We start from the raw sequence: 25,153 nt of genomic DNA on the forward strand, positions 1-25,153 counted from the left end.
GCGGGTGGGGGTGGTGGCGCATCACCCCACCCCGGACCTTCGGTCCGACCCTCCCCATCGAGGGGAGGGTAAAGAGGCTACTTCCCCTTCCACACCGGGTCGCGCTTTTCTGCGAACGCACGAAACCCTTCCATATTGTCCTCCGAGCCATAAAGCGCATCGACCGTCGCCAATTGCCGGCGCGTCACGCGGTTCATCGCGTCCTGGAAGGTCAGCGCCTCCGCCACCCGCGCCGTCTCCTTGATCGCGGCGAACACCAGCGGCGGGCCGCTGGCGAGCAGCCTTGCGATCTCCCAGACGCGCTCCTCGAGCTTGTCCTTGGGCAGCACTTCGTTGACCAGGCCCCAGCGATGCGCTTCCGCCACATCCATCCAGCGGCCGGTGAGCAGAAGGTCCATGGCGACATGGTAGGGAATGCGCTTGGGCAGCTTGATCGTCGCGGCATCAGCCAGCGTGCCGGCGCGGATTTCGGGCAGGGCGAAGGAGGAATGGTCGGAGGCGAAAATGAGGTCGCAGGACAGCGCCAGCTCGAAGCCGCCGCCCACCGCCATGCCGTTGACGCAGGCAATGATCGGCTTGTTCATGTCGCGCAGCTCCTGCAGGCCGGCAAAACCGCCGACGCCATAGTCGCCGTCGACCGCGTCGCCACCGGCGGCTGCCTTCAAATCCCAGCCGGCGCAGAAGAACTTGTCGCCGGCGGTCTTGACGATGGCGACGCGCAATCCGGGATCGTCGCGGAACGCCTTGAAGGTCTCGCCCATCAGCCGCGAGGTCTTGAGGTCGATGGCGTTGGCCTTGGGCCGGTCGAGCGTGACCTCGAGGATGGTGCCCTCGCGGCGGGTGGAAATGACGTCAGACATTCTTCTTCTCTCCCAGCACCAGCAGCGCGTCGGCGATCCAGGCGCCCTTGCCCTCGGCGCAGACGATCAGCGGGTTGATGTCGAGTTCCTCGATCTCTCCGGCATTCGTCTGCACGAAGCCGGCAATGCCCGCGATGGCGTCGATGGCAGCCCCGACATCGGCCTTGGGCCGGCCACGATAGCCGTCCAGCAGCGGAAACAGTTTAAGCCCACGCAGGGCGGCCTCGATGTCGTCGCGCGTCGCCGGCAGCATGAGCGTAACGCTGTCGCGCAACAGTTCGACCAACACGCCGCCGGTGCCCAGTGTCATGACCGCGCCGAACATCGGATCGCGGGTGAAGCCGACGATCAACTCGGCAACGCCGTCGCGCACCATGCGTTCGACATAGAGGCCGGTGCCGAGCGGCAGCAGATCATGCGCGGCCGTGCTGACCGATTCGGCGTCTTTCAGATTGAGCCGCACCGCGCCGACTTCCGACTTATGGGTGACGCCGAGCGCCTTCAGCGCCACCGGGAAGCCGAGCGCCATGGATGAGATGACGGCCTCGACAGCGTTAGCGGCACGTTCTGCCTTCGGCACCGGCAAGCCGGCCTTGATCAGCCGCGCCTTGGCTTCGGCCTCGTCAGGGGTGACATGATCGCCGCCGGCAGCACCGGCAGCCGATGTGTCGATCGGCTGCGCCTGCGGCTCGGCCCAGGCCCAGCCGATGAAGGCCGCCGCGCCTGCGGCATCCATGGCCTCGGAAATACCGAACAAAGGCACCATGCCGCGCGCCATCAGCTCGGCGGTGTATTCCTCCGGCAGGTTCTCCGGCAGCGACGAGACAATCGCGCCATGCGCCTTGTTGGTCTTCAGCGCCGATTCGAAGGCGCGCAGCGTCGCCCACCAGTCGGTGACCGAGCAGCGGTCGGGGCGCGGGAAATCGAGCACCAGCATGTTGAGGTCGAAACCGCCCGACACCATGGCGGTGAAGGTGGCGGTCATCGCCGGTTCGTTGTTCCAGATGAAGGTGTGATAGTCCAACGGGTTGGCGACCGCGACCAGCGGCCCGAGCGTCGATTTGACATGGGCGCGGTGCTTGCTGGTGAGCTCCGGGAAATTGACCCAGCGGCCTTCGGCGCTGTCGGCCATGACAGAGGCTTCGCCGCCCGAGCAGCTCATCGATGACAGTCGATAGCCGGGCAGTGGTCCTGTGACATGCAGAAGCTTCAGCGCCTCGATAAAGGCGGGGATGGAATCGACGCGGGCAATGCCGAGCCGCCGCAGGAAAGCGCCCGAGGCAGCGTCCGAGCCAGCCAGCGATGCCGTGTGCGAGACCGTCGCCTGCCGCGCCTGTTCGGACCGGCCGACCTTCATGGCGATGATCGGCTTCTTCAGTTCGCGCGCCCGCGCCGCCAGCTTCTCGAAGCCGGCTACCGAATCGAAGGCTTCGATGTGCAGGCCGAGCGAGGTGACGCGCTCGTCCTCGATCAGGCCGAGCGCCATTTCGGAGAGGCCGGTCTGCGCCTGGTTGCCGGCGGTCATCAGGAAGGCGATCGGCAGGCCGCGCTTCTGCATCGTCATGTTGATGGCGATGTTGGAGGACTGGGTGATGATGGCGACGCCCTTGGCGCCTTCGGGCAGCCTGATGCCGCCATGCTGGTCGGGCCATAGCAGCGCGCCATCGGCATAGTTGATCAGGCCGTAGCAGTTCGGCCCGATGATCGGCATCTGGCCCGCGGCAGCCACCAGTTCGGCCTGCAGCCGCTCGCCGTCATCGTCATAGGCCTCGGTCTCAAGAAAGCCCGCGGCAAAACAGACGGCGCCGCCGGCGCCGCGCTCAGCCAGCGCCTTGATTACCTCGATGGTGAGATGCCGGTTGACGCCGACAAAGGCAGCGTCCGGCGCGTCGGGAAGGTCGGCGACCGAGCGATAGGCCTTGCGGCCGGCGACCTCGTCCTTGTTCGGATGCACCGGCCAGATTTCGCCGGCAAAGCCCATCTTGATCGATTGCGCGACGACGGCAGCGGCCTGCGCCCCGCCGAACACGGCGATGGATTTTGGACGCAGGAGACGTTCAAGCTTATGCATGGTTTATGCCCCGAACGGGCGCAGCAGCGCCCGCGAAATGATGTGGCGCTGGATTTCCGACGTGCCTTCCCAGATGCGCTCGACGCGGGCGTCGCGCCAGATGCGCTCCAGCGGCAGGTCATCCATCAGCCCCATGCCGCCATGGATCTGGATTGCTTCGTCGGCAACAAAGGCGAGCATTTCGGTAGCCTTCAGCTTCGCCATTGCCATGTCCTGGTCGGTGACGGTGCCCTGATCGTACTTCCAGCCGGCTTCGAACACCATCAGGTCCGCCGCCTTCAATTCCGTCGCCATGTCGGCGAGCTTGAACGACACGCCCTGGAACTTGCCAATCTGCTGGCCGAACTGCTGGCGCTGCGCCGAATATTCGATGGCATGACCGAGCGCCCGCTCGGCGCGGCCGAGGCAGGTGGCGCCGACCTGCAGGCGCGTGGCGCCGAGCCAGGAATTAGCGACGTCGAAACCCTTGTGCACTTCGCCGAGAACTTGGGCTCCCGGCAGGCGGCAATCGTCGAATTCGAGGATGGCATTGGTGTAGCCGCGATGCGAGACGTTGCGGTAGCCGTCGCGCACGGTGAACCCCCTGGTGCCCTTGTCGACGAAGAAGGCGGTGATCTTCTTGCGCTTGCCGCGCGGCGTTTCTTCCTCGCCCGAAGCCATAAAACAAATCGCGAAATCGGCGAGATCGGCATGGGAGATGAAATGCTTGGTGCCGTTAAGGACCCAGTCGTCGCCGTCCTGCACCGCGGTCGCCTTCATGCCTCGCAGGTCGGAGCCGGCGCCGGGCTCGGTCATCGCCAGGCAGTCCCACTTCTCGCCGCGGATGCACGGGAACAGGTACTTTTCGCGCTGCTCGGGCGTGCCGGCGAGCAGGATGTTGGAGGGGCGCGCGACGCAGGTCCAGTGCAGCGCATAGTTGGCGCGGCCGAGTTCCTTCTCGTAGAGCAGCCAAGTCACCGTATCGAGGCCGGCGCCACCGACATCGGCCGGCATGTTGGCCGCATAGAGCCCCGCTTCGATTGCCTTGACCTTGATCTCCTCGATCAGCTCGCGGCGCAGCACGCCGGTGCGCTCGACCTCGCGTTCATGCGGGTAAAGCTCGTTCTCGACGAAAGCGCGCGTCGTCTCGACAATGAGCTTCTGTTCCTCCGACAGCCCGAAATCCATGGTCTTCAGGCCTTCTTCTTTTTCTTCGGTTTTTCCGCCTTCTTCACCGGCTTCGATGCCTTGGACTTCTCGGCGGCCCTGGATGCGGCCGGCTTCTTCGCCGCCAGCTTGGCCAATTGCCTGGTATAGTCCTTGTGCAAGGCGCCGGCGCCCCAGCCCTTGCCTTTGTTCTGTTTCGACAGAGCATCCATAATCGCGACCAGATTGTCGTCGCGGATCTTTTCCAGCTCACGGATCGACAGGCCATGCGCCTGGTCGTCCGACTGGGTGGCGATCAGATCAACCAACTCGTCGTTGAACTCCGGGACGTCCATCAGCTTGGTCCACGGCCATTTCAGGCACGGCCCGAACTGCGCCATAAAGTGGCGCATGCCGGCCTCGCCGCCGGCGACGCGGTAGACCTGGAACATGCCCATCTGAGCCCAGCGCAGGCCGAAGCCATAGCGCATGATGTCGTCGAGTTCCTCGACCGTGCAGATGCCGTCCTTGATCAGCCACAGCGCCTCGCGCCACGCCGCCTCCAGCAGGCGGTCGCCGACAAAGGCCTCGATCTCCTTACGGATCACCACCGGCTTCATGCCGATCGAGGCATAGATTTCCTTGGCAACCTCGATCGCTTCGGGGAACGTCTGCTCGCCGCCGACGATCTCGACCAGCGGCAGCAGGTAGACCGGGTTGAAGGGATGTCCGACAACCAGCCGCTCCGGGTGCTTCTTCATCGCCACCTGCATGTCGGTCGGCTTGATGCCGGAGGTCGACGAGCCGACGATGGCGTTGGCCGGCGCGTAGAGATCGATCTCGGCCAGTACGCGGTGTTTGAGGTCGAGCCGCTCCGGCACGCTCTCCTGGATGAAATCGGCGTCGGCCACCGCCTCGGCGATGGTCTTGGCAAAGGTCAGTCTGCCTTCCCTGGGCAGGCCGCCGGGAACCATCTGCTTGTAGGCGCGGCGCGCCCCCTTCATCACTTCCGAGACCTTGCGCGACGCTTCCGGGTCCGGATCGAAGATCGACACGTCGATGCCGTTGAGCAGCAGCCGCGCCACCCAGCCGGCGCCAATGACACCGCCGCCAATGGCGGCTGCCTTGTTGATGATGCTCATGGTCAGGCTCCGGTTCTTGTCTTGGCGGTTTCGGGGTCGATGAGAGGCACGCGCTCGCCGGAGCGGATCACGGAGGGGTCGTAGGCCTTGCGGGCGAAGACTTCGAGCACGAAGGGCCGGAAGAATTCGATCGGCAGCGTGTCGAAGTCCGGGTCGAAGCTCGACTGGTCCCAGCGTTCGCAAAACTGGTCGCAATCGTCGAAATAGGCATGGCTGGCGAAGCGGTCGCGAGCATGGCGGTTGCCGCCGAGATGATGCGCGTAATAGAGCCGCTGGAAGTCGCCATGCTTTTCCACCACCCAGGTGCATTGCTCGCGCACGAAAGGTTTCAGGATCGAAGCGGCGTATTCGTCGTGATTGTAGGGAGCGTAGATGTCGCCGATGTCGTGCAGCAGCGCGCAGGCGATCCAGTCGGTGTCGGCGCCGTCACGCCAGGCCCGCGTCGCCGCTTGCAGCGAATGGCCGAGCCTGGTGATCTTGTAGCCCGACAGGCCTTCGTCGAGTTGCACCAGTGCGTCGAGCAGCCGCTCGCCGGTCCTGGCGGCATAGTCGATCTCATGGGCGGTCAGGAACTCATAGTCTTGCCTGTCGCCATCCTTCATCGCAGTGAATTTGACGGTAGCCATGATCCGCTCCCGTCTTAAGCAGCCGCTGCGATCGGCGCCCGCTTGGTGAGGTTGAGCTTCCTGCGCACTTCCTCCGGCCCCAAAATCCTGGCGCCGAGATTGGTGACGATGCTGGCGGCGCGCTCGACCAGCTGCGCATTGGTGGCCAGCACGCCCTTGTCGAGCCAGAGATTGTCTTCGAGACCGACGCGGACATTGCCGCCGGCGAGCACTGCAGCGGCTGCATAGGCCATCTGGTTGCGGCCGATGGCGAAGGCCGACCAGTTCCAGGTCGACGGCACGTTGTTAACCATGGCCATGAAGGTGTTGAGGTCGTCCGGCGCCCCCCACGGCACACCCATGCAGAGCTGCACCAGCGCGTCGGGATTCAAGACCTTTTCTTCGACCAGCTGCTTGGCGAACCAGAGGTGGCCGGTATCGAAGGCTTCGATCTCCGGCTTGACGCCGAGCGCCGTCATCATGCCGCCCATTGCGCGCAGCATGCCGGGCGTGTTGGTCATGACATAATCGGCCTCGGCGAAGTTCATGGTGCCGCAATCCAGCGTGCAGATTTCCGGCAGGCACTGGCGCACATGTTCCATGCGGTTGGTGGCGCCGCCCATGTCGGTGCCTTTTTCATTGAGCGGCAGCGGCGCTTCCGGTGAGCCGAACACCATGTCGCCGCCCATCCCGGCGGTCAGGTTCAGGATCACATCGACTTCTGCCGCGCGGATGCGGTCCGTCACTTCGCGGTAGAGATGGACATCGCGGCGCGGCTTGCCGGTCTCGGGGTCGCGGACATGGCAGTGGACGATGGCGGCACCGGCCTTGGCCGCATCGATCGCCGAATCGGCGATCTGCTTGGGCGAGCGTGGCACATGCGGGGAGCGGTCCTGCGAGCCGCCGGACCCGGTCACGGCACAGGTAATGAAAACCTCACGGTTCATCGCGAGCGGCATGGACATCTCCTCCCCATAGAAACAGACCCTAACAATGACCGACTTGCCGGAAACTGTTTTGCAATTTACGAAGCTCTCGTGATCAAAAGCGAAAAACCGACCATCTTTCGCGCTGAGCGATCGCCGCTCAAGGTGACGCTGCTGGTGTTTTCAGGCTCGTCCATCATGTGCGTGGCGTCGACCGTCGACCCGCTGCGCGCCGCCAACCGCATCTCAGGCGAGACGCTGTTCGATTTCAAACTGGTCTCGGTCACCGGCGAGGCGCCGGTCACCACATGCGGCCTGCCGGTGGCGGTCAGGGGCCGCTTCGATGCGGCCGAGCCGACCGACGTGCTTGTCGTCGTCGCCGGCTTCGGCACCCAGAATTACGCGACATCGGCTCTGCTTTCCGGATTACGGCGAGCGGCCCGCGCGGCTCGCGCCTGCGGCGGCGTCGAGGCCGGCACATGGCTGGTGGCGCGCGCCGGCCTCCTCGAAGGCCGCAGCGCCACCACCCATTGGGAAGACATGGAGGATTTTTCCTCCGCCTTTCCCGGCGTCGACGTGCGTCCGGACCGCTACGTCATCGACGGACCGGTGTTCACCTCGGGCGGGGCGTCGCCGACCTTCGACCTGATGCTGCATCTGATCCGCACCCGGCTCGGCATGGCCGTCGCGCTCGATGTCGCCAGCGTCTTCATCTACGACCAGGCGCGCGCCGCGACCGACGCGCAGCCGCTGGTCTCGCTCGGCCGGCTCGACGGCTACGACCCGCGTCTGGCGCAGGCTATCCGGCTGATGGAATCGCATGTCGACCAGCCGCTGACCATCGACGCGGTGGCAAAACGCGCCGGGGTGACGGCGCGGACATTGGAGAGCATTTTTCGCAAGTCGATCGGCGAGACGCCGGGCGCATATTATCTCAGGCTGCGGCTGGGCGCGGCGCGGCGGCTGGTGGTCGACACGCGGATCGCCATGGCGGATATTGCCGGGCGGACGGGGTTCTCGTCCGCCGCGGCATTTTCCAGAGCGTTTTCAAGAGCGTTCGGCGAAGCCCCGGTCAGGCTGCGCCGAGGTTGATGCATGTCGCCCAAAAGTGTGTCGCGGTTTTGGGATTACGACATGCACAGACAAAGGGAGATCAGGCTGCGTTCTGTCGATCGCTGCCGGCGTCCATCTGCGAGCGCATCTGCCTCGCCAGACGGACTTCAAATCGGCTGCTGACAGCACGATCCCATTCGTTTTTCACGCTGTCGGTCGGCCGCGGCAGCGCCATCAGCCGGTCGATGATCGATCCGGTCTCGCCGGATGAGAGCAGGGCGTCGATTTCGCGTTCATGCTGCATATCGGTTCGCCTCCTTCCTTTTCACCCGCCACAACCGCATCCTTATACGAGATACGTGACGGCAGTTTGAAGGCAAGAGCGAGGTCATTGAGGGGCGCCAAAGGGCAAACCCTTGTCGTCGGATAGGGTCTTGCGCAAACCCCATTCCGGGGCGACCGGAATGTTATCCAGCCACCCTTGAGCACAACGAATCGGCTTTCCGCCCTCAGACGTAGCGGTTGACGATGTTTTCCAGCAATTCCTGGCGGCCGGAGCGTGGCTGCGGCTCGATCTTCTTCTTCACCACGCGCTCGGCGATGTCTTCCAGCGAGCGCTTGCCCGACAGCATCGCCTTGCCCTCGGCCGTGTTCCAACCGGCATAGCGCTCGGCCAGCGGACCCGACAGCGCCTTGTCCTCGACCATCTTGGCGGCTGCCTTGAGGCCTCGTGCGCAGGAATCCATGCCGCCGATATGGCCGATCAGCAGGTCCTGCGGGTCGAGCGACTGGCGGCGCAGCTTGGCGTCGAAATTGGTGCCGCCGGTCTTGAAGCCGCCGGCCTGCAACACCTGGTAATAGGCCAGCGCCATCTCGGGCACATTGTTGGGGAACTGGTCGGTGTCCCAGCCCGACTGGTAGTCGTTGCGGTTCATGTCGATCGAGCCGAAGACGCCGAGCGCATTGGCCAGCGCCAGCTCGTGCTCGAAGGAATGGCCGGCAAGAATCGCGTGGCCCTGCTCGATGTTCAGCTTCACTTCCTTCTCCAGCCCGAAGCGCTTGAGGAAGCCGTAGACCGTGGCAACGTCGTAGTCGTACTGATGCTTGGTCGGCTCCTGCGGCTTCGGCTCGATCAGGATCGTGCCTTTGAAGCCAATCTTGTGCTTGTAGTCGACGACGAGACTGAGGAAGCGCCCAGCCTGCTCCTGCTCGCGGGCAAGATCGGTGTTGAGCAGCGTTTCATAGCCCTCGCGCCCGCCCCACAGTACATAATTCTCGCCCTTCAGCCGCTTCGTGACGTCGATGCAGCTTTTCACCGTCGCCGCCGCATAGGCGAAGACATCCGGATCGGGATTGGTGGCGGCGCCCGACATGAAGCGGCGGTTGGAGAACAGGTTGGCCGTGCCCCAGAGCAGTTTGACGCCGGTCTTCTTCATCTTGGCGGCAAAATAGTCGGCGATCTCGTCGAGCCGCGCGGCACTTTCGGAGAAATCCTTGCCTTCCGGCCGCACGTCGGCGTCGTGGAAGCAGAAATAGGGCGCGCCGAGCAGCGAGAACATCTCGAAGGCGACGTCGGCTTTCAGCTTGGCCAGTTCCATCGTGTCGACGCCGCCAGCCTTGGGAAACCAGGGCCGGTCGAAGGTCTGGCCGCCAAAGGGATCGCCGCCCGGCCAGGCGAAAGAATGCCAGTAGGCGACGGCGAAGCGCAGATGGTCTTCCAGCCGTTTGCCGGCCACCACCTCGTCGGGATTGTAGAAGCGGTAGGCCAGCGGATTGGTCGAATCCGGCCCCTCATACTTGATCGCTTTGATGTCGCCGAAAAATCCGCTGCTCATGATTTCTGTCCTCTCTCGAATAGTCCACCCTGATTACCTCAGGCGTAATTGGTTTCGCTCTCGCTTGGGGTGAAAAGCCTCGTGTCAAAGCCACTCAACGAAGGAGACAGACCATGACCGACCTCAATACGATCGCCCAGAACTACATCACCGCCTGGAACGAGGCCGATGCGGATCGCCGTGCCGAACTGCTCAAGGCCACCTTCACCGAAGACGTCAGCTACCGCGATCCGCTCATGCAGGGCGACGGCCACGCCGGCGTTGCTGGGCTGATCGACGGCGTACAGCAGCGCTTCGCCGGCTTCCGGTTCTCGCTGAAGGGTACGCCGGACGGGTTTGGCGACCGCATCCGCTTCTCGTGGAATCTTGGGCCGGAAGGCGTGCCGTCGGTTATCGAAGGCACCGATATCGGTGTTATCGAAAATGGGCGCCTGAAGAGCGTCACCGGGTTTCTGGACAAGGTGCCGGCGCAGTGATCGATCAAGGGTGGCGCGAGACACCCCCCTCTGCCCTGCCGGGCATCTCCCCCGCAAGGGGGGAGATTGGCTGGCATCCACGCCTTCGCTAATCACCCACCTTACAAGACTGGCATACCCGCCGACGCTGCCGATCTCCCCCCTTGCGGGGGAGATGCCCGGCAGGGCAGAGGGGGGTGCCTCGCGCCGACTCACGCGGTCATGCCTTTTATCGCCGGGTATAGCGCCCGGTAGCGCTGGTACGCATCGGCATACGCCCCGCCAAGCGCAGCATCCGGCTCGATCGTCGCATCCGTCCTCGGCGCCGTGCACACCGCCAGCGGATCAGCCCCTGTCGCCGCGATCAGACCAAGCCTCGCCGCGCCAAAGGCAGCACCGAAATCGCCGTCGGCCGGAATGTCCACGGGCACCTGCAGCGCCGTAGCGATCGCCTTCAGCCAGTAGCGCGAGCGCGAGCCGCCGCCGATTGCCGTCACCCGCGTCAAATCCGTGCCGGCGGTCTTCAAGGCTTCGAGACTGTCGCGGAATGCGAAGGCGACGCCTTCAAGCACGGCCTGCGTCAGCACCGCGCGGCTCGACTCATGCGCCAGTCCGGTGAAGGACCCACGAATGGCGGAATCATTGTGCGGCGTGCGCTCGCCCGAGAGATAGGGCAGGAACGACACCCCGCTCGGCGCTTTCAGCACATCGCCAAGTTCGGCGGTCAATTCGCCGGCCTTCTTGCCTGAAATCTCCGACAGCCAGTTCAGCGAATCGGTCGCAGACAGGATGACCCCCATCTGGTGCCAGGTGTTGGGCAGGGCATGGCAGAAGGTGTGCACCGCGCTTGCCGGATTGGGCAGGTAGGAAGCGTTGGCAGCAAACAGCACGCCAGATGTGCCCAGCGACACAAAAGCGTGGCCGGCGCCGACCGTGCCCATGCCGCAGGCTGAAGCCGCATTGTCGCCGGCGCCGCCGGCAACCGGGGTGCCCGATGCTATGCCCCAGCTGGCGGCCAGTTCGGCGCGCAAGGCTCCAGCCTTCTCCGTGCCTTCGACCAGCGACGGCATCTGCCTTTCGTCGAGCGATGTCGCCGCAAGCAACTCGGGGGACCAGCGCCGTTTGCCGACATCGAGCCAGGAGGTGCCGGCCGAGTCGGACATTTCTGAGATATGCTCGCCGGTCAGCCACAGCCGCAGGAAATCCTTCGGCAAAAGCACTTTTGCAACCTCGGCGAAAACCGCGGGCTCATTGTTCTTCACCCAGGCGAGTTTCGGCGCCGTGAAGCCGGGGAAGACGATATTCCCGGTGAGTTGGCGAAAGCGCGGGTCGGCATCGAGCGCCGCGGCCTCAGCGTGGCTGCGCGTATCGTTCCACAGAATGCAGGGGCGCAGCACCTGGTCGCCGGCATCGAGCAAGGTGGCGCCATGCATATGGCCGGAAAGGCCGATGCCCTTGACCGCGGCAAGCTCTTTCGGGTGCGAGGCTTTCAGCTCGGCAATGGCCGTCTCGCAGGCGCGGATCCAGTCGGCGGGGTTTTGTTCGGACCAGCCGGGATGCGGCCGCGATACGTCAAGCGAAGCATGGCCGGAGCCGATGATCTTCTGCCCGGCATCGATCAACAGCGCCTTGACGCCCGACGTGCCGAGATCGAGGCCGAGATACATGCATTCCTCCCATTGCCATTAATTTTTTCGGGTCTCGAAAAAATCTGGCTTGCCAGTTTTTAAAACAAGATCCGCCGCGGGTCAATTCTCTGACAAATTGGCGGCGCGTTGCGAAAACAGCGCCGACAGCGGACTGTCCGGCCGGACCAGTGCGCGCTCGGCGGTCAACGCCCAGGCAAGCGCCGTGTCGCCGGCGCGCAACGCCGCCTCGATCAGCGTGAGATCAATCACATCGCGCTGGGCGTGGCTGCCGCCAAAGCGATGGGCAATGGCGCGGATCGGTCGGATCAGGCGCACCGCTTCGCTGTAATTGCCCTCGCCGAATGCCTTGATGCCTTCCGTCAGTGGCTGGCCGACATCCCGGGTAAAGGCGGCATTGTCGTCGCTGCCGCGCATCGCCTCGTGCTGGGCTTCGAGCAAGATCTTGGCCGACGCTTCGAGCCCGGCGCCGACGAATGCCATCATCGCATGCGCATCGTTGAAGGCGTAATTGCCGGCTCCAGCCTTTGGCGCCCAGTTGGCGGCGAGCGCTGCCCAGCGGTCGCCGACATCGACACCGCCGAGATAAAGCCGCCACAGGATCGCGGATGCATCGACCATGTTCAGCGCCAGCGTCGAACGCTCGCCATAGATCGGCCCGTCATAGAGTTTGAGCACCTCGTCGGTCTCGCCGAGATCGTAGTGGAACAGCGCCAGATGCCACCAATTATGCACCTGCAGGAAGCTCTCTTTGGTCCACGCCTCGGGATTGGCGCGCATCCAGGCGATGCCGTCCCGTTGCCGGCTCTGCATCTCCATGACATGGGCGACCGCGTGCTGCGCCCAGCCGTCTCGCGGCTCGATCTCGATCGCCTGTCGGCCGAAACTTTCGGCTCTGATATAGTCGCCCATCTCCTCGAGACCGAAGGCCTGCATACCGAGAATGGCGTGATAACCTGGCATGCCGCTCTGCCAGGACGGTAGCGCGCGGCCGATACGGTCGCGCAGCATGCGGGCATTGCCGGTGAAGAAGTCGATCTGGTGGCCGACCTGCAACGCCACCGCGTCGAGCGGGTTGTCGATGGCGATATCTTCGAGCAGGCGCGCGGCGTCATGCCAGCGTCCCTCGGCAAGGTGGCCAAGGGCCGCCACATGCGCCTGTTCGCGCGGCGTCGCGGCAAGCGGCAGTGCCGCAGCATGGCATGCCTGGGCGACCGCCGTTGCCTCGCGTTCGGTGGCGAGGCCGAACAGATACCCCTTGAAGACATGCGCCATGACGAAACCGGGATCCGCCGATATGGCGCGGTCAACGGAGCCGACCGGGTCGCCGACGAAGCATTGCAATTCATGAACGGCCTGGCTGTAGGGTGAAAACCCGGCCTCGGTCGCGCCCGAAAACATTAGGCCGAATGGATCTCTTACTGCCATATCGGCCCTGATGCTCCGCAGTTCCTAATGGCCCGAGCGCATCGCCACCGTGGCGATCCCGGCGCCGACCAGCAGCGTGCCGCCGGTGCGGTTGAAGATGCGGATCGCCTTGGGGTTGCGTACGACGTTGCGGGCGCGCGCCGCAATCAGCGCGTAGCCGAAGGCATTGGCGAAGGCGAGCGCCAGGAAGGTCGTTTCGAAGATCAGCATCTGTGTCCAGAAATCGGCTTCCCGATTGAGGAACTGCGGCAGGAAGGCGACAAAGAACGTGATGCTCTTCGGGTTGAGTGCGGTGACCAGCCAGGCGTGCGCCATCATCTTGGCGGCCGAGACGGCATCTGTGCGTGGTTCGGCTTTGAGCGCGCCGCCGGCGCGAAACAGTTTTACCCCGAGATAGATCAGATAGCAGGCGCCGATCAGCTTCAGAATGGTGAACACGGTCGCCGACGCGGCCAGCAGCGCGCCGATGCCCAGCATCGACAGGGTCATGGCGGTGAAGTCGCCCAGCGCCACGCCGACGGCCATCGGCAAGGCAGTGCGCCAGCCCTGGCCCAGCGCATAGGACACGACCAGAAGAATGGTCGGGCCCGGAATGATGAGCAGCACGGCCGAGGCGGCGGCGAAGGCGGCCCAGTTTTCGAACGACATCTTTGTCTCCTTGAGCGCAAAGAAAAGGATAAATCCTCGTGTGCGGAGGAATGTAAAGAGCCCTCTCCCAAAAATGCACTGCGGACCATTTCGCCCGACCGCTGCGGCTATTGGCGGCACAAGTTTAATGCCGGTCGTTGGGCCTTCACCCTTTTTCAACCATGTTTGGCGAAACTGCCTGCTATCCGGCCGGACCGTGTTTCCCGCCGACAGCGTAGGGTTGGGTGCATGCGTGAGTTGCCGCAGAATGTGACGCCGCCAGCAAATGGCGACGCAAACGAGACCGAACATCTCTATTCCCGCCGCTTCGTCCTGTCAGGGGCCGGCGCCATGACGCTACTCGGCATGGCCGGCTGCAGCACTTCGACGCTCGAGCTGCCGCAATTCCAGCTGGATGACACGGTCACCGGCTCGGTGCGGCCGATCCGTCCGGCGATCAGCGTCGACAAGAACGTCACCGGCCCCGATGTCATGTACGCTTCGCTCAACGATGGCGGCTTCGAAGTGCCGGCGGTGCCCTATCAGAAGGTCAAGCCGGAGTTCCGCCGCCAGATCGTCGTCAACGAGACCGGCGAGGCGCCCGGCACCATTGTCGTCCATCTGCAGGAGCGAAAGCTCTATCTGGTGCAGGAGGGCGGCGACGCCATCCGCTACGGCGTCGGCATCGGCAAGGACGGCTTCCGCTGGTCCGGCCGCGCCAACATCCAGTACGGCAAGGAATGGCCGACCTGGACGCCGCCGCCGGAGATGATCCAGCGCAAGCCGGAACTGGTGAAATGGCAAAACGGCCAGCCCGGTGGCCTCACCAACCCGCTCGGCGCACGCGCCCTCTACATCTACCAGGACGGCAAGGACACCGGCTACCGCATACACGGTTCGCCGGAATGGGCGAGCATCGGCCAGGCGATGTCGTCGGGCTGCGTGCGCCTGATCAACCAGGATATCATCGACCTCTACAGCCGCGTTTCCAAGAAGAACCCGGTCGTGGTCGTCTGATCCTGTGCGGCGGTTTGGCGCCGCTGGAAACTCCCGTTGCGCGATGCGGCAAGCTAGGCCAAGGTGCCTTGAAAACCACAGCGCCGGGAGAGATCGAGCATGGCTGGAACGTTTGTCATCGCACAGGGCGGCGGCCCGACCGCCGTCATCAACCAGACGGTTGTCGGGGCCACGCTGGAAATCCGCAAGCGCCATCCCGGCGCCAAGGTGCTGGGCTCGCTCCACGGCGTGCGCGGCATTCGTGACGGCAACTATGTAGACCTCTCCGCCATCCCCGAGGACCGGCTGCGGCTGATCGCCGGCACGCCGAGTGCAGCCCTCGGCTCGACGCGCGACAAACCGGATGCCGCCTATTGCGAAGTCATCCTCAACGGGTTGAAGAAGGCCGGCGCCGACGCTTTCATCTACATCGGTGGCAACGACACGTCGGGCACGCAGCAGATTCTGACCGACGCCGCCGGCGGCAGCATTGCTTTCGTCCATGCGCCAAAAACCATCGACAACGACCTCGAGGAAAACGACCACACGCCGGGCTTCATCTCGGCGGCCGAATTCGTCGCCGGCGCCTTCCTGTCCGTCGATCTCGATTTCCGCGCATTGCCCGGCATCTATGTCGGCATCGTAATGGGTCGGCATGCCGGCTTCCTCACCGCGGCGGCTGCAGCCTGGCAGCTCGATCCCGACAGCGGCCCGCATCTGGTCTACGTGCCGGAACGGCCGTTCTCCGCCGCCGGTTTCATCGACGACGTGCGCGCCACGCTCGACCGCCACAAGCGTTGCATCGTCGCCGTCTCCGAAGGTGTCAGCACCGCCGACGGCAAGGCGCTGGTCGAAAGCCTGGTGCCGCCGGAGAAGCTCGAGCGCGACGCGCATGGCAACGTCAAACTGTCGGGCAGCGACCTGCCGTCAGCTCTGGAACGTGCGCTCGCCGAAGGCCTCCCGGGCAAGCGCGCCCGCGTCGATGCGCTTGGCTACATGCCGCGCGGCTATGTCGGCGCGATCAGCGCCGTCGACGCGCAGGAGGCTTTCGACGCCGGCGCCTTCGCGGTTGCCGTTGCCGGCGAAGGCGGTGGCTCGGTGGCGCTGCAATATGACGGCACGAAAACCGTGCTGAAGAAGGTGCCGCTGAAGAACGTCGCCGGCAAGACGCGCCATATGCCCGACGATTTCATGAAGCCCGATGTCAACCAGCTGTCGGAAGCGGGCATGGCTTACCTGAAGCGGCTGGTGCCGGAAAAATACAAGGTGGGAAAGCCCTTCGTCTGATGGGCGGCCGTTTTGGCGGCACCCGTTTTGGTGGCGAGCGCGTTGTCGGCGACTGGTTCGGCAAGACGATCATCGACGACCGCACGACGATGCTGACCGAGCCGTTCGTGCATGATTTCGTGCGCGCCAACATCTGGCATTTCAGGGGACGCGACGCCGACCTGCTGGTCGACACCGGCATGGGCATCTGCCCGCTGGCGCCTGAGATCGACACGCCGGAGGGCAAGCCGCTCATTGTTGTCGCCACCCACATCCATCTCGACCATGTCGGCTCGCTGCACGAGTTTCCGCTGCGCGCCGGGCCGCGGCACAGTGCCGAGCATTTCGAGACCATGAACGATCAGGTGACCTACGCCTACATGTTCAACAATCTCGACGGCGCCGTTTCGAAATTGCCGGCGCCGGGCTGGACGGCGGCCGACTACAAGATTCCGCCGGCGCCGCTGACGCGCACGCTGGACGAGGGCGACATCGTCGACCTCGGCGACCGGCAGTTCCGCGTCCTGCGTCTGCCCGGACATTCGCCGGATTCGATCGCTTTGTTCGACGAGGCAGACGGCCTGTTCTTTGCCGGCGACGCCATCTACGATTCCACGCTGATCGACGACCTGCCGGATTCCTCCCGGCCTGATTATCGCCGTACCATGCAGCGGCTCCTTGACCTGCCTGTTCGCCTCGGCCATGGCGGCCATGGGCCGAGCTTCGACGGCAACCGGATGCGCGAGATCGCCACAGCCTATCTCAGGCGCACCGGAGGCCTCTGACGACATTGTGATTGGAACCAGCGTGGCGCCGTGGTCGAGCGCGTCAATCCGGACACGGCAGCCGCCAATGCCGGCCTGCAGCCGGGCGACGTCATCGTCGCCGTCGACCAGTCGCCGGTGCGGAATGCGCGGCAAGCCAACCAGGCGATCGCCGAGGCCGGCAGATCGGGCCGGAAGTCGGTGCTGCTTTTGGTCGACCGGGGCGACACACAAATCTTCGTCGCCGTACCCTTCGCCGCCGGCTGAGGCATGATGCGGCAGGGGTCGCCGGACCACCGACAGGCCTGCCGCACGGCGCCGCCAAAATTCCTGTTGCCCGCCGCGACATCTTCGAGAACATTACGGCAGGCCGGCAATGGCCTGCTAAAAACGGACGGTCCGATGGTCACTCGCGGTTTTTCCTCCGGTCGAAAGCCTCCAACGGAGACCGATGCGCGCATTCCGCCCGGTCAGTATCTCGAACAGGGCTTTCCGGTGCTGTCGGCGGGGCCGACGCCGCGCGTGCGCACCGATGACTGGTCGTTCACGCTCAAGCACGGGCCACGCCCGATCAAGAAATGGAACTGGGCCGAGTTCAACGCGCTGCCCTTGACCAAGATGACGCGCGACATCCATTGCGTTACCGCCTGGACCAAGTTCGATACCGCCTGGCAAGGCGTGCTGGTCGACGACATCCTTGCCGATGCCGGCATCGAAGCGCCGACCGGCTTCCTGCTGGCGCATGGCTATGACGGCTATACCACCAACGTGCCGGCCAAGGATCTCACCGCGGGGAAGGCGATGGTGGCGCTGCTTTATGAAGGCAAGCCAATCACTGCCGACCATGGCGGCCCGGCGCGGCTCCTGGTGCCGCATCTCTATTTTTGGAAATCGGCTAAATGGCTGAACGGGCTGCAGTTCACCGAGCGCGACGAGCCGGGCTTCTGGGAATTGCGCGGCTATCACATCTATGGCGACCCGTGGCGCGAGCAGCGCTATAGCGGCGATCCATGAGCGAAGCGCCGCAATCTCCCTGGCAGACGGCGAAAATCACCCGGATCGAAAAGCGGACGCCACGCGTTACCAGTTTCTTCTTCGCGCTGTCACGGCGATTCGCCTATCGCGCCGGACAGCATGTCGATGTCAGGCTGACCGCGCCTGACGGCTACCAGGCACGCCGCTCCTACTCCATCGCCTCGGCGCCGGAGAGCGGCGCCACGATCGAGCTGGCGATCGAGAAGCTCGACGACGGTGAAGTCTCGCCCTTCTTCCATGACGTCGCCGCGGTCGGTGACGAGATCGAACTGCGCGGGCCGCTCGGCGGCCATTTCGTCTGGTCCGATGGGGATGGCGGGCCGCTGCTTCTGGTCGGCGGCGGCTCCGGCGTGGTGCCGCTGATGGCGATGGTGCGGCATCGAACCTTGCGCAAATCGGCGGTGCCGGTGGCGCTGATGTTTTCGGTGCGGGTCTGGGACGAGGTGATCTTCCGCGACGAGCTGATCGGTCTCGGTGACCGCCGCGACGGGTTCGAGCTGGTGCTGACGCTGACGCGCGAGGCCGTACGGCGCCCGTCCGACTATTCGAGGCGCATCGACACGGCAATGGTCATGCAGGCGCTCACGCGGCTGCCGCGGCCGCCGGCGCTCGCCTTCGTCTGCGGGTCGAACGCCTTCGTCTCGGCGGCTGCCCAGGCGCTGATCGACGCCGGCATATCAGCGGAAATCATCCGCACCGAGCGCTATGGCGTCTGAGAGGGCCACAGTGGTTCACCGTTTCATGGAAACAGCCACCCGCTCTCAGGTGGGTGAAAACCTTGCCGACAGCAATTGGAACGGCAGCGCGCCATAGGCGGCGACTTCGGCCTCATTGTCCCAGTTGCGGAACTGGCGCGATGGCCGTGCCTCGATCACCAGAGGCCGGCCGGTGTCGTCCACCGTTACCTTGCCGCGAAAGCGCAGCACACGTCCGCCGCCGGCGCGGCTGATCACCATGGAACGCAGGCGGGCGACATGGCCGCCGCCGGCATTGATTTCCATCTCAATGCGGCGCCGGATTGGTGGAACGACGATCCTGACGGTGACGTCCAGCACCATCGCTCCAGTCCTGTCCGGACGCGGCAGGGGCTGGGAAAGTGCAAACGGCGCCGACGTCGCTCTTGCCTTGCGCAATGTCGGCCTGCCGCGCCAGACGGCGGGCGTCGGCTGCTGCAGGCGGCCCTTTTTGCGTTTGAGGCGCAACTGCTTGGCAAAGCCGCGCGACAGCCAAACGAGGCCGCCGAAATCGGTGCGCGGCTTGGCCTGCAGCACCGCGGACCAGCGCGACAGGCCGGCGCGGTCGGCCAACTCAATCGTCTTTGCAAGTTCGGCCTCCGGCACCGCAATGCCGATCTCCAGGCAGAGATAGGAGAGCGCCACCGCCGCGGCGACGGCGAGGCCCCGCTTGGCGACGATGTCGGCGAACACGCCCCAGTCGACTGCGCCACTCTCGATGGCGACCGCACAGTCGACCAGCCAGTCGCTGTGGGTGTGGGCATCGAGGCCGCCATGTGCGATGGCGAGCGCCATGCGGTCGGCCGGAGAGGGCACAAGCACGCGGACGCCATTGAAATCGGCTGACAGCGCCCGCTGCCAGACCGCCAGATCGTCTTCGGTGCTCTGCTGCGATCCGTCATAGGCCGACTGGTGCAGGTCGATGTCGCCGAAACTGCCCTTGAAGAAATTCATCGACCGCAGGGACGCCAGCCTTGTGCGCAGATATTGCGGGCTGACGCCGGTGGCGATTTGCCAGCCACCCTCGGTCAACACGTCGAAGGCGGCGATCATGTCCTGCGGACGCACCAATATGTCGATGTCGTGCGCCACCCGGCCCCGCTGCGCCGACGCGTTGACGGCGATGCGGCTGGCGCCTTTGATTAGCATCACCGCGCAGCCGGCGTCGATCATGGCCTGTAGCGCCGGCTCGGCCTCGCGCGCAGCCAGTCGCGATTTGGTCCACAGCATCTTTTGCAGGCCGACAAGACGTGGATAGGCCGGATGCCCAGCGAGCTTGCGGCCGAACCTGTCGGAGATCGCGGCCAGCAGCCGATGCTCTCGGAAGGCAACATGGTCGATGTCGTTCTCGTCGAGCCAGCGCGCCGCGTAACGCCCTGCCGCTTCTTCATCGGGCAGCAATGCGGCCTTCAGCAGCTGGTCGAGTCCGCCAGTTGGCCATGACCAGCCATAGTCCGGAAACCGACGGCCGATACGGCGCATGGCATTGGCCATCAGTCGGCGCTCGTCTTTTTCGCTGCTCGCCTTTGCATGGCCAGCCTTACGACTTCGAGATAACCGCGATCGCGCGCGGGGTCGCGTCCATAGGACATGCTGTCGGGCCGGATGCGGCGCAAGGTCAGGACATCGTCGAGCATGGCAAGCGCAAAGCCCGCCTCGCGGACACGGGCGATCCAGTCGACCATGTCGCCGCGACCGCCTTGCGGGTCGATGATCGGACCGACGGCCTCGGCTACCTCCCGGCGGATCATCATCGTCGTGCGCGACCAGCCCGCCACGGCCACGTCCTGTTGCACATCGGGCTTATCATCGCGAAACGTCCGCCAGTGGGCAAAGACTCCTGCCGTCGCGGGAAACCGCTCGAAATGCTCCAGCTGCCTTTCGATCTTGGTCGGCAGCCACAGATCGTCCGCATCGAGCGTGGCGACGAAGGGCGTCGCCAGCGCGGCGATGCCCCTGGTGGTGGCGCTGCCTGGTCCGGCATTGTCCTGGCGCAACACCTGCACCGGCATGCCCAGCGAATTGACCACCGCGACCGTATCGTCGGTCGAGCCGTCATCGACGACGATTATAGCGTCGGGCTGGACCGTCTGGGCCGCGACCGATCGCAGCGTCTCGGCGATGGTGGCGGTCGCGTTGAAGGCCGGAATGACGACGCCGTAGCTGGCCATCACAGGAAACGCCAATTCGCAAGTTCCTTGAAATCGAAGATGCCGTCGACAGGGTGCAAGGAGCGGTCGGCCTCGCGCCGTTTCATCGACTTGTAGACGGCGCGCATGAATTCGCGAAAAGGAACATCGGCCTGCCTGGTCATGTTGCCGGGATGGCGCCGGTAATAGAGCGCAACAGTGTCGGGCATCGTGAATTTCGGCCCGCTTTCGAAAGTGCGCAGCAGATAGTCGGTGTCCTCGGCCTGGTGGAAATCCTCGTCGAAGCTGCCGATGCGTTCGACCAACCGCCGGACGAAGATAGCGGGAGACAGGTGAATGCCGCGAACCGTCACCGAGTGGCTGTCGGCTGTCGGCTCCAGCGTATCGTCATCTATGTCGTCGACCAGCGTCATGCGCGAATAGGTGAGCTCGAGGGTGGGGTCTGCGTCGAAACAGGCCAGATCCGCCTTGAAGCGGCCCGGCGGGGAAATGTCGTCGGAATCGAGAAACGATACCAGCCCGGTCTGCGGCAGCAATTGCCGCAAGCCCGCGTTGCGTGCCCGCGTCACCCCGGCATTCTGCTGCTGGAAAAGGCGAATGCACGGCGCCTCCGCGATCAGCGAGCGCACGACCGCCACCGAACTGTCGGTCGAACCGTCATCGATAACGATGATGTCGAGATCGGCGGCATCGCGCTGCCTCAGCAGCGAGCGCAGCGCCGAGCCGACATGGCGTTCGCGGTTGTAAACCGGCATGATCACGCTCAGCTTCACGCACGCATTCCAGGCTGTGATCTGTTCATTCTTTCACCACTCTGCCGGGCGCTTGATCTCGAAAAGCCCCTCGACCGGGCGCCGCGACGGATCGGCCTTGCGCCGCCGCAAGGATTTCTGAATTACACGTAGATATTCGCGCACCGCCACATCCCTTTGCTTCGTCAAATTGCCGGGGTGGCGCCGGTAGTATACCGCGACGGTGTCGGGAAAAATGTGCTTCGGGCTGGTTTCGAAAATGCGCAGAAGATAGTCGGCGTCTTCCCCCTGCCGGAACTCCTCGTCGAAAGCACCGGCACGGTCGATGAGTGCCCTGCGGAATATCCCGGCGCTAAGGCTGACGCCGCGCACGGTGGGACCTGCGCCGCCCGGTGCCGGCTGCAGGGTTTCGTCATCCATGAGATCGACGCGCGTCATCAGCGAGTAGGTCAGCTCGAGCGCAGGGTCGGTCGCGAACAGGGGTAGGTCAGTCTTGAATCGTCCAGCCGGCGAGACGTCGTCCGAATCCAGGAACGACACCAGTTCGGTTTGCGGCAGCAACTGCTTCAGCCCTGTGTTGCGGGCGTTGGCCACGCCCTGGTTGGCCTGCTGGAACAGGCGGATGCACGACGCTTCCCGCATGATGGCGCGGACGGCTTCAACGGAGCTGTCGGTCGAGCCGTCGTCGACAACGATGATATCGAGATCGGCATCGTCGCGTTGCCTGAGCAGGGACCGCAACGTCGAAACGACATAGATCTCCCGATTGTAGACCGGCACAATGATGCTCAACTTCATGCAGCGCCCCGAAGGACGAAATCCGCAATCGTGCCGGCGATCTCGCGCGGCTCGGCCCCCAGCGACAGCCGGTAGCATGGCAGGTCGCGGGTAAGCTCGCTGAAAAAGCGAAAGCCCGCTTCCCGCTCGCCCGGCATCTGCACGATTCCTGACGGGGCCAAGGCGATCATGGCATCCTTGCGCGATATGGGCATGACCGAGCTTCTCGCACCTCCCCTGATATGGGGCACTATCAAAGCAATAATGTCCAGACTTGCAGGAGTTGGTCGAGGCGCGATCTCGTCGATGTGAAAGGCATGCTTGCCTTGCCAGTTCAGCGGTTGGTACGACTTTAGCCGACCCTCCAGTTTCAGCCGCTTGAAGCCCTCCGGATCCTGCTTGAGCGTGGCAAACAGCGGATAGGCCGTCACCCCCTCGGTCCGGTCGATCAGCACATAGTCGTCGCCGACACTATCGAGCCCATTGAGCAAGCCGGCGACGACCGTTCCCGATTTGCCGGCACCGCCGGAGCCCGCCAGCAGGACGCCCTTGCCATCGATGCCCAGCGTGCCGGCATGGGTGAGCCGCATGCCGCGCGCCGCATATTCCCAATGCAGGAAGGCGCGCAGCGGCGCCCCTTGTTCCCATGGCGGAAAGGCGTCGGCCGACATCATCAGCTGCGCCCCGACATGGCGTTGCGGATCATGGAACTGCCAGAAGTCGAGGTCATGATAGTAGCTGCCGCGCAATCCGGCCTCTTCCAGCCGGTTGGCAAAGGCATGATGGTTGTAATCGCCTCGGCCCCAGGTGGCCGGGGCGGGGACGCCATCGATGCCCGGGTGGGCGACGAAAATGCGGCAGCCGTCAGATGCAGACGGATTTTCCGGGGCCGGTATGAAGGCATGGCTCATGGCTTCCGCCAGCGTGCCATGGTCGAGGTGGACACTCAGGTCCAGTCCCGGCAACCGCACGCTGGCGGTAACGGGATAGAAGGCGGCGGCGCTTTCCGCGGCCGCCAGCACATGGCGGGCATAATCCGGCAGGGTTTGCAGCGTGATCAAAGGCATGTGTTGGTTGTTCAGCGTCCAGAATTGCGCCGGGTCGCCTGATGCATGTCGCTCGGGGTGGCCCCGGTTTTGAGACGACGACATGCATAAAATCAAAGATCTAAACCGCGTCGCCTGAGTCCGTTCAAACGCGACGCGCTTTAGGGAAACGATTATGCCTGTTTCACCGCCGGCCAGCCGAGAGGTTCCTCGACCTCATGGATCGGGTCGACAATGATGAGATCGGCAAGGTCGTCATGGACATCGACCTTGAGCGGCTCATTGCTGGCAGCAAGCGCAGACGACAGCTCGCCCGAAAGCGGTTGTGCCGGTGTTTCGGCTGGCGCAAGCAACCCTAAATCGAGCAGTCGGGCAACGAAGCTTTCGAGGTCGGCCAGGCTTATTTTTGCGGCGCCCGCGGCAGCTCCGACCAGCGCTTCAGTGGCGACGCCGGACGACAAAGCTTGCCAGACCCGGCTGCCGGAATCGGAAAAGCCGAAATACTTGCCGTTCGAAAGATCGAGAACGACGGCTTCGCCATCGAATGATTCGAAAACGATGTCCTTGCTTGCGACCGCGTAGACCCGCTGTTGCATCGCTCTGTCCCCCGTTCCATGCGCCCATGAAGGGATGCGCCGGTTTCACGGTCTGCCCAGCCCTTCCTAAGTGCGTCTAAATCACTCGGCCTATGCTTGGCAAGACAAAGACCCGCGAACACAACGCTTGCGTCGGCGACCGTTGCGGCGAAGTCGACCGGCTCAAGCCTCGATTTCGAGCGCCGACAACGGTTTCGAGCAGCAGGCAAGGATAAAACCGTCATCGATCTCGTGGTCGAGGATGCCGCCATTGTGGCTCATCTCGACAGCGCCGGAGACCTTCTTCACCTTGCAGGTGCCGCACAGGCCGAACTCGCAGGCGGCGGGTATCCGCACGCCCGAGCTGCGCGCCGTCTGCAGCACGGTCTGGCCGGCAACGCAGCCGGCGTCGACCTCCGAAAGCGAGAAGCGGATCGGCGTCACAGCCTCGACAGGTGCAACAGCACCGTCTTCAGCGGGTGAAGCAAACGGCGCCGGGATTTCCTCCACCACGGGCGCGGCAAAGCTCTCCTGATGGTATTTCGTCATATCGAAGCCGGCGGCCTCCAGCATGCCGCGCACGGCGCGCATGAACGGATCGGGGCCGCAGCAGAAGATTTCGCGCTCGCGGAAGTCCGGAGCCAGCAAGGGCAGCCGGATCGCATCGATGCGCCCCATATGACCGTACCAGCCCTCGCGGCTGGAACGTTCCTCGATCATGAAGCCGAGCGACAGGCCGGGCATATGGCCGCCGAGCAGTTCGAGTTCCTTGCGGAAGATGATCTCTTCGGCACGCCGCGCGCAGTCGACGAAACCGACATCGGTCCATGGCGCGCAGTCGTTCAGCCAGCGCAGCATCGACATCATCGGCGTCACGCCGGAGCCGGCGGAAATGAACAGGTATTTGGCCGCCGGGTGGCTGTGCAACGAGAAGTCGCCGGCCGGTCCGTAGGCCTTGACATGCGAACCGGGCACCAGATGGTCGAACATCCAGCGCGTGCCGATGCTGCCGGCCTGCGCCTTGACCGTCACCGCGATCGAAAACGGCCGCGATGGCGACGACGACAGCGTATAGGTGCGCATCAGCGGCCCGTCCGGTGTCGGCAGTTCCAGCGTCAGGAACTGGCCCGGCTTGTAGCGGAACCAGGTCTGGTTGTCGGAGCGGAAGGTGAAGGTCTTGACGTCGGGCGCCTCGTCGCTGACGCCGATCACTTCCAGCACCTGCAGCCTATCGTTCCAGGGCGCCATCTGGTCGAGATGGCGATAGAGCCCAAGATCCGTCATC

At 64.3% G+C, this 25,153-nt stretch carries 25 protein-coding genes and 1 pseudogene; 8 read left to right on the plus strand and 18 right to left on the minus strand.

What is annotated here, in order from left to right:
* Positions 1-77 precede the first annotated feature (77 nt).
* Genes NLY43_RS16115 through bcoG form a run of 6 tightly spaced genes read right to left on the minus strand, consistent with a single transcriptional unit; the run spans position 78 to position 6,762 of the window.
* The gene (locus NLY43_RS16115) at positions 78-860 is read right to left on the minus strand and encodes a carnitinyl-CoA dehydratase (RefSeq protein WP_023711294.1); all 783 of its coding nucleotides are present in this window, start codon (positions 858-860) and stop codon (positions 78-80) included.
* Entirely contained in the window at positions 853-2,931 is a 2,079-nt protein-coding gene (locus NLY43_RS16120; RefSeq protein WP_023711295.1) for an acetate--CoA ligase family protein, read from the minus strand. The genes NLY43_RS16115 and NLY43_RS16120 overlap by 8 nt, the downstream gene beginning before the upstream one ends.
* Before the next feature lie 3 nt (positions 2,932-2,934).
* On the minus strand, positions 2,935-4,098 hold the full coding sequence (locus NLY43_RS16125) for an acyl-CoA dehydrogenase family protein (protein ID WP_023696921.1): 1,164 nt from the start codon (positions 4,096-4,098) through the stop codon (positions 2,935-2,937).
* Between the two features lie 5 nt (positions 4,099-4,103).
* Positions 4,104-5,198 carry a carnitine 3-dehydrogenase gene (locus NLY43_RS16130; protein ID WP_023711296.1) on the minus strand — a complete coding sequence of 365 codons (1,095 nt, stop codon included), beginning with the start codon at positions 5,196-5,198 and terminating at the stop codon, positions 4,104-4,106.
* Positions 5,199-5,200: 2 nt separating this feature from the next.
* Entirely contained in the window at positions 5,201-5,824 is a 624-nt protein-coding gene (locus tag NLY43_RS16135) for an HD domain-containing protein (RefSeq protein ID WP_023696919.1), read from the minus strand.
* Positions 5,825-5,838: 14 nt separating this feature from the next.
* Positions 5,839-6,762 carry a 3-dehydrocarnitine:acetyl-CoA trimethylamine transferase BcoG gene (gene bcoG / locus NLY43_RS16140; RefSeq protein ID WP_023668863.1) on the minus strand — a complete coding sequence of 308 codons (924 nt, stop codon included), beginning with the start codon at positions 6,760-6,762 and terminating at the stop codon, positions 5,839-5,841.
* 78 nt (positions 6,763-6,840) lie between these two features.
* On the opposite strand from bcoG, the gene NLY43_RS16145 reads away from it, so the two are divergent.
* Positions 6,841-7,821 (plus strand): GlxA family transcriptional regulator, encoded by a 981-nt coding sequence (locus NLY43_RS16145; RefSeq protein ID WP_023668864.1) that lies wholly within the window; start codon positions 6,841-6,843, stop codon positions 7,819-7,821.
* A gap of 61 nt (positions 7,822-7,882) precedes the next feature.
* Here NLY43_RS16145 and NLY43_RS16150 read toward each other — a convergent pair whose 3' ends face one another.
* Entirely contained in the window at positions 7,883-8,086 is a 204-nt protein-coding gene (locus NLY43_RS16150; RefSeq protein WP_023668865.1) for a hypothetical protein, read from the minus strand.
* Between the two features lie 205 nt (positions 8,087-8,291).
* Positions 8,292-9,617 (minus strand): xylose isomerase, encoded by a 1,326-nt coding sequence (gene xylA, locus NLY43_RS16155; RefSeq protein ID WP_023684279.1) that lies wholly within the window; start codon positions 9,615-9,617, stop codon positions 8,292-8,294.
* A 113-nt stretch (positions 9,618-9,730) separates the two neighbouring features.
* Here xylA and NLY43_RS16160 point away from each other — a divergent pair, with 113 nt between their 5' ends.
* Positions 9,731-10,093 (plus strand): nuclear transport factor 2 family protein, encoded by a 363-nt coding sequence (locus NLY43_RS16160; protein ID WP_023689938.1) that lies wholly within the window; start codon positions 9,731-9,733, stop codon positions 10,091-10,093.
* Between the two features lie 191 nt (positions 10,094-10,284).
* Here the strand turns inward: NLY43_RS16160 and xylB are convergent, their stop codons facing one another.
* From xylB to NLY43_RS16175, 3 genes are all read right to left on the minus strand, one after another.
* Positions 10,285-11,739: a xylulokinase gene (gene xylB, locus NLY43_RS16165; RefSeq protein ID WP_023711297.1), complete on the minus strand. Its 1,455-nt coding sequence runs from the start codon at positions 11,737-11,739 to the stop codon at positions 10,285-10,287.
* 81 nt (positions 11,740-11,820) lie between these two features.
* Positions 11,821-13,146 (minus strand): tetratricopeptide repeat protein, encoded by a 1,326-nt coding sequence (locus NLY43_RS16170; RefSeq protein WP_023694250.1) that lies wholly within the window; start codon positions 13,144-13,146, stop codon positions 11,821-11,823.
* Positions 13,147-13,170: 24 nt separating this feature from the next.
* Positions 13,171-13,794: a LysE family translocator gene (locus NLY43_RS16175; protein ID WP_023694251.1), complete on the minus strand. Its 624-nt coding sequence runs from the start codon at positions 13,792-13,794 to the stop codon at positions 13,171-13,173.
* A gap of 228 nt (positions 13,795-14,022) precedes the next feature.
* Here NLY43_RS16175 and NLY43_RS16180 point away from each other — a divergent pair, with 228 nt between their 5' ends.
* The 6 genes and pseudogenes from NLY43_RS16180 to NLY43_RS16205 all read left to right on the plus strand — a co-directional run bounded on the left by NLY43_RS16180 (position 14,023) and on the right by NLY43_RS16205 (position 18,550).
* Positions 14,023-14,790 carry a L,D-transpeptidase gene (locus tag NLY43_RS16180; protein ID WP_023668871.1) on the plus strand — a complete coding sequence of 256 codons (768 nt, stop codon included), beginning with the start codon at positions 14,023-14,025 and terminating at the stop codon, positions 14,788-14,790.
* 99 nt (positions 14,791-14,889) lie between these two features.
* Positions 14,890-16,056 carry a diphosphate--fructose-6-phosphate 1-phosphotransferase gene (locus NLY43_RS16185; protein WP_023711298.1) on the plus strand — a complete coding sequence of 389 codons (1,167 nt, stop codon included), beginning with the start codon at positions 14,890-14,892 and terminating at the stop codon, positions 16,054-16,056.
* Positions 16,056-16,820, plus strand: a complete 765-nt coding sequence (locus tag NLY43_RS16190; RefSeq protein WP_031199270.1) for an MBL fold metallo-hydrolase — start codon at positions 16,056-16,058, stop codon at positions 16,818-16,820. Before NLY43_RS16185 ends, NLY43_RS16190 begins: the two co-directional genes overlap by 1 nt.
* 24 nt (positions 16,821-16,844) lie before the next feature.
* Positions 16,845-17,066, plus strand: a pseudogene (locus NLY43_RS16195) (PDZ domain-containing protein); the annotation flags it as partial.
* A gap of 135 nt (positions 17,067-17,201) precedes the next feature.
* Positions 17,202-17,813 carry a sulfite oxidase-like oxidoreductase gene (locus NLY43_RS16200; protein WP_023711301.1) on the plus strand — a complete coding sequence of 204 codons (612 nt, stop codon included), beginning with the start codon at positions 17,202-17,204 and terminating at the stop codon, positions 17,811-17,813.
* The gene (locus NLY43_RS16205; protein ID WP_023703620.1) at positions 17,810-18,550 is read left to right on the plus strand and encodes an FAD-binding oxidoreductase; all 741 of its coding nucleotides are present in this window, start codon (positions 17,810-17,812) and stop codon (positions 18,548-18,550) included. Before NLY43_RS16200 ends, NLY43_RS16205 begins: the two co-directional genes overlap by 4 nt.
* A gap of 45 nt (positions 18,551-18,595) precedes the next feature.
* Here NLY43_RS16205 and NLY43_RS16210 read toward each other — a convergent pair whose 3' ends face one another.
* The 7 genes from NLY43_RS16210 to NLY43_RS16240 form a co-directional block, all read right to left on the minus strand.
* Complete coding sequence (locus NLY43_RS16210) at positions 18,596-20,062, minus strand: nucleotidyltransferase family protein (RefSeq protein WP_023711302.1); 1,467 nt, start codon at positions 20,060-20,062, stop codon at positions 18,596-18,598.
* Complete coding sequence (locus NLY43_RS16215; RefSeq protein WP_245264019.1) at positions 20,062-20,754, minus strand: glycosyltransferase family 2 protein; 693 nt, start codon at positions 20,752-20,754, stop codon at positions 20,062-20,064. Before NLY43_RS16215 ends, NLY43_RS16210 begins: the two co-directional genes overlap by 1 nt.
* The gene (locus NLY43_RS16220) at positions 20,739-21,491 is read right to left on the minus strand and encodes a glycosyltransferase family 2 protein (RefSeq protein ID WP_023684291.1); all 753 of its coding nucleotides are present in this window, start codon (positions 21,489-21,491) and stop codon (positions 20,739-20,741) included. Before NLY43_RS16220 ends, NLY43_RS16215 begins: the two co-directional genes overlap by 16 nt.
* Before the next feature lie 33 nt (positions 21,492-21,524).
* Positions 21,525-22,268, minus strand: coding sequence for a glycosyltransferase family 2 protein (locus tag NLY43_RS16225; RefSeq protein ID WP_023711304.1), 744 nt, complete (start codon positions 22,266-22,268; stop codon positions 21,525-21,527).
* Positions 22,265-23,314 (minus strand): hypothetical protein, encoded by a 1,050-nt coding sequence (locus NLY43_RS16230; protein WP_023711305.1) that lies wholly within the window; start codon positions 23,312-23,314, stop codon positions 22,265-22,267. The genes NLY43_RS16225 and NLY43_RS16230 overlap by 4 nt, the downstream gene beginning before the upstream one ends.
* 152 nt (positions 23,315-23,466) lie before the next feature.
* The gene (locus NLY43_RS16235; RefSeq protein ID WP_023711306.1) at positions 23,467-23,889 is read right to left on the minus strand and encodes a PqqD family protein; all 423 of its coding nucleotides are present in this window, start codon (positions 23,887-23,889) and stop codon (positions 23,467-23,469) included.
* 162 nt (positions 23,890-24,051) lie between these two features.
* The gene (locus NLY43_RS16240) at positions 24,052-25,152 is read right to left on the minus strand and encodes an FAD-binding oxidoreductase (protein WP_023711307.1); all 1,101 of its coding nucleotides are present in this window, start codon (positions 25,150-25,152) and stop codon (positions 24,052-24,054) included.
* Position 25,153: the final 1 nt, after the last annotated feature.

Source organism: Mesorhizobium sp. C416B, assembly GCF_030323165.1.
In the GTDB taxonomy this organism is placed as follows: Bacteria; Pseudomonadota; Alphaproteobacteria; order Rhizobiales; family Rhizobiaceae; genus Mesorhizobium.

What these genes read in the sequence shown, in the direction of transcription:
- NLY43_RS16115 (WP_023711294.1), bottom strand. Translation starts at nt 860, where the DNA reads ATGTCTGACGTCATTTCCACCCGCCGCGAGGGCACCATCCTCGAGGTC.
- NLY43_RS16120 (WP_023711295.1), bottom strand. Translation starts at nt 2,931, where the DNA reads ATGCATAAGCTTGAACGTCTCCTGCGTCCAAAATCCATCGCCGTGTTC.
- NLY43_RS16125 (WP_023696921.1), bottom strand. Translation starts at nt 4,098, where the DNA reads ATGGATTTCGGGCTGTCGGAGGAACAGAAGCTCATTGTCGAGACGACG.
- NLY43_RS16130 (WP_023711296.1), bottom strand. Translation starts at nt 5,198, where the DNA reads ATGAGCATCATCAACAAGGCAGCCGCCATTGGCGGCGGTGTCATTGGC.
- NLY43_RS16135 (WP_023696919.1), bottom strand. Translation starts at nt 5,824, where the DNA reads ATGGCTACCGTCAAATTCACTGCGATGAAGGATGGCGACAGGCAAGAC.
- bcoG (WP_023668863.1), bottom strand. Translation starts at nt 6,762, where the DNA reads ATGCCGCTCGCGATGAACCGTGAGGTTTTCATTACCTGTGCCGTGACC.
- NLY43_RS16150 (WP_023668865.1), bottom strand. Translation starts at nt 8,086, where the DNA reads ATGCAGCATGAACGCGAAATCGACGCCCTGCTCTCATCCGGCGAGACC.
- xylA (WP_023684279.1), bottom strand. Translation starts at nt 9,617, where the DNA reads ATGAGCAGCGGATTTTTCGGCGACATCAAAGCGATCAAGTATGAGGGG.
- NLY43_RS16160 (WP_023689938.1), top strand. Translation starts at nt 9,731, where the DNA reads ATGACCGACCTCAATACGATCGCCCAGAACTACATCACCGCCTGGAAC.
- xylB (WP_023711297.1), bottom strand. Translation starts at nt 11,739, where the DNA reads ATGTATCTCGGCCTCGATCTCGGCACGTCGGGCGTCAAGGCGCTGTTG.
- NLY43_RS16170 (WP_023694250.1), bottom strand. Translation starts at nt 13,146, where the DNA reads ATGGCAGTAAGAGATCCATTCGGCCTAATGTTTTCGGGCGCGACCGAG.
- NLY43_RS16175 (WP_023694251.1), bottom strand. Translation starts at nt 13,794, where the DNA reads ATGTCGTTCGAAAACTGGGCCGCCTTCGCCGCCGCCTCGGCCGTGCTG.
- NLY43_RS16180 (WP_023668871.1), top strand. Translation starts at nt 14,023, where the DNA reads ATGCGTGAGTTGCCGCAGAATGTGACGCCGCCAGCAAATGGCGACGCA.
- NLY43_RS16185 (WP_023711298.1), top strand. Translation starts at nt 14,890, where the DNA reads ATGGCTGGAACGTTTGTCATCGCACAGGGCGGCGGCCCGACCGCCGTC.
- NLY43_RS16190 (WP_031199270.1), top strand. Translation starts at nt 16,056, where the DNA reads ATGGGCGGCCGTTTTGGCGGCACCCGTTTTGGTGGCGAGCGCGTTGTC.
- NLY43_RS16200 (WP_023711301.1), top strand. Translation starts at nt 17,202, where the DNA reads ATGGTCACTCGCGGTTTTTCCTCCGGTCGAAAGCCTCCAACGGAGACC.
- NLY43_RS16205 (WP_023703620.1), top strand. Translation starts at nt 17,810, where the DNA reads ATGAGCGAAGCGCCGCAATCTCCCTGGCAGACGGCGAAAATCACCCGG.
- NLY43_RS16210 (WP_023711302.1), bottom strand. Translation starts at nt 20,062, where the DNA reads ATGGCCAATGCCATGCGCCGTATCGGCCGTCGGTTTCCGGACTATGGC.
- NLY43_RS16225 (WP_023711304.1), bottom strand. Translation starts at nt 22,268, where the DNA reads ATGAAGTTGAGCATCATTGTGCCGGTCTACAATCGGGAGATCTATGTC.
- NLY43_RS16230 (WP_023711305.1), bottom strand. Translation starts at nt 23,314, where the DNA reads ATGCCTTTGATCACGCTGCAAACCCTGCCGGATTATGCCCGCCATGTG.
- NLY43_RS16235 (WP_023711306.1), bottom strand. Translation starts at nt 23,889, where the DNA reads ATGCAACAGCGGGTCTACGCGGTCGCAAGCAAGGACATCGTTTTCGAA.
- NLY43_RS16240 (WP_023711307.1), bottom strand. Translation starts at nt 25,152, where the DNA reads ATGACGGATCTTGGGCTCTATCGCCATCTCGACCAGATGGCGCCCTGG.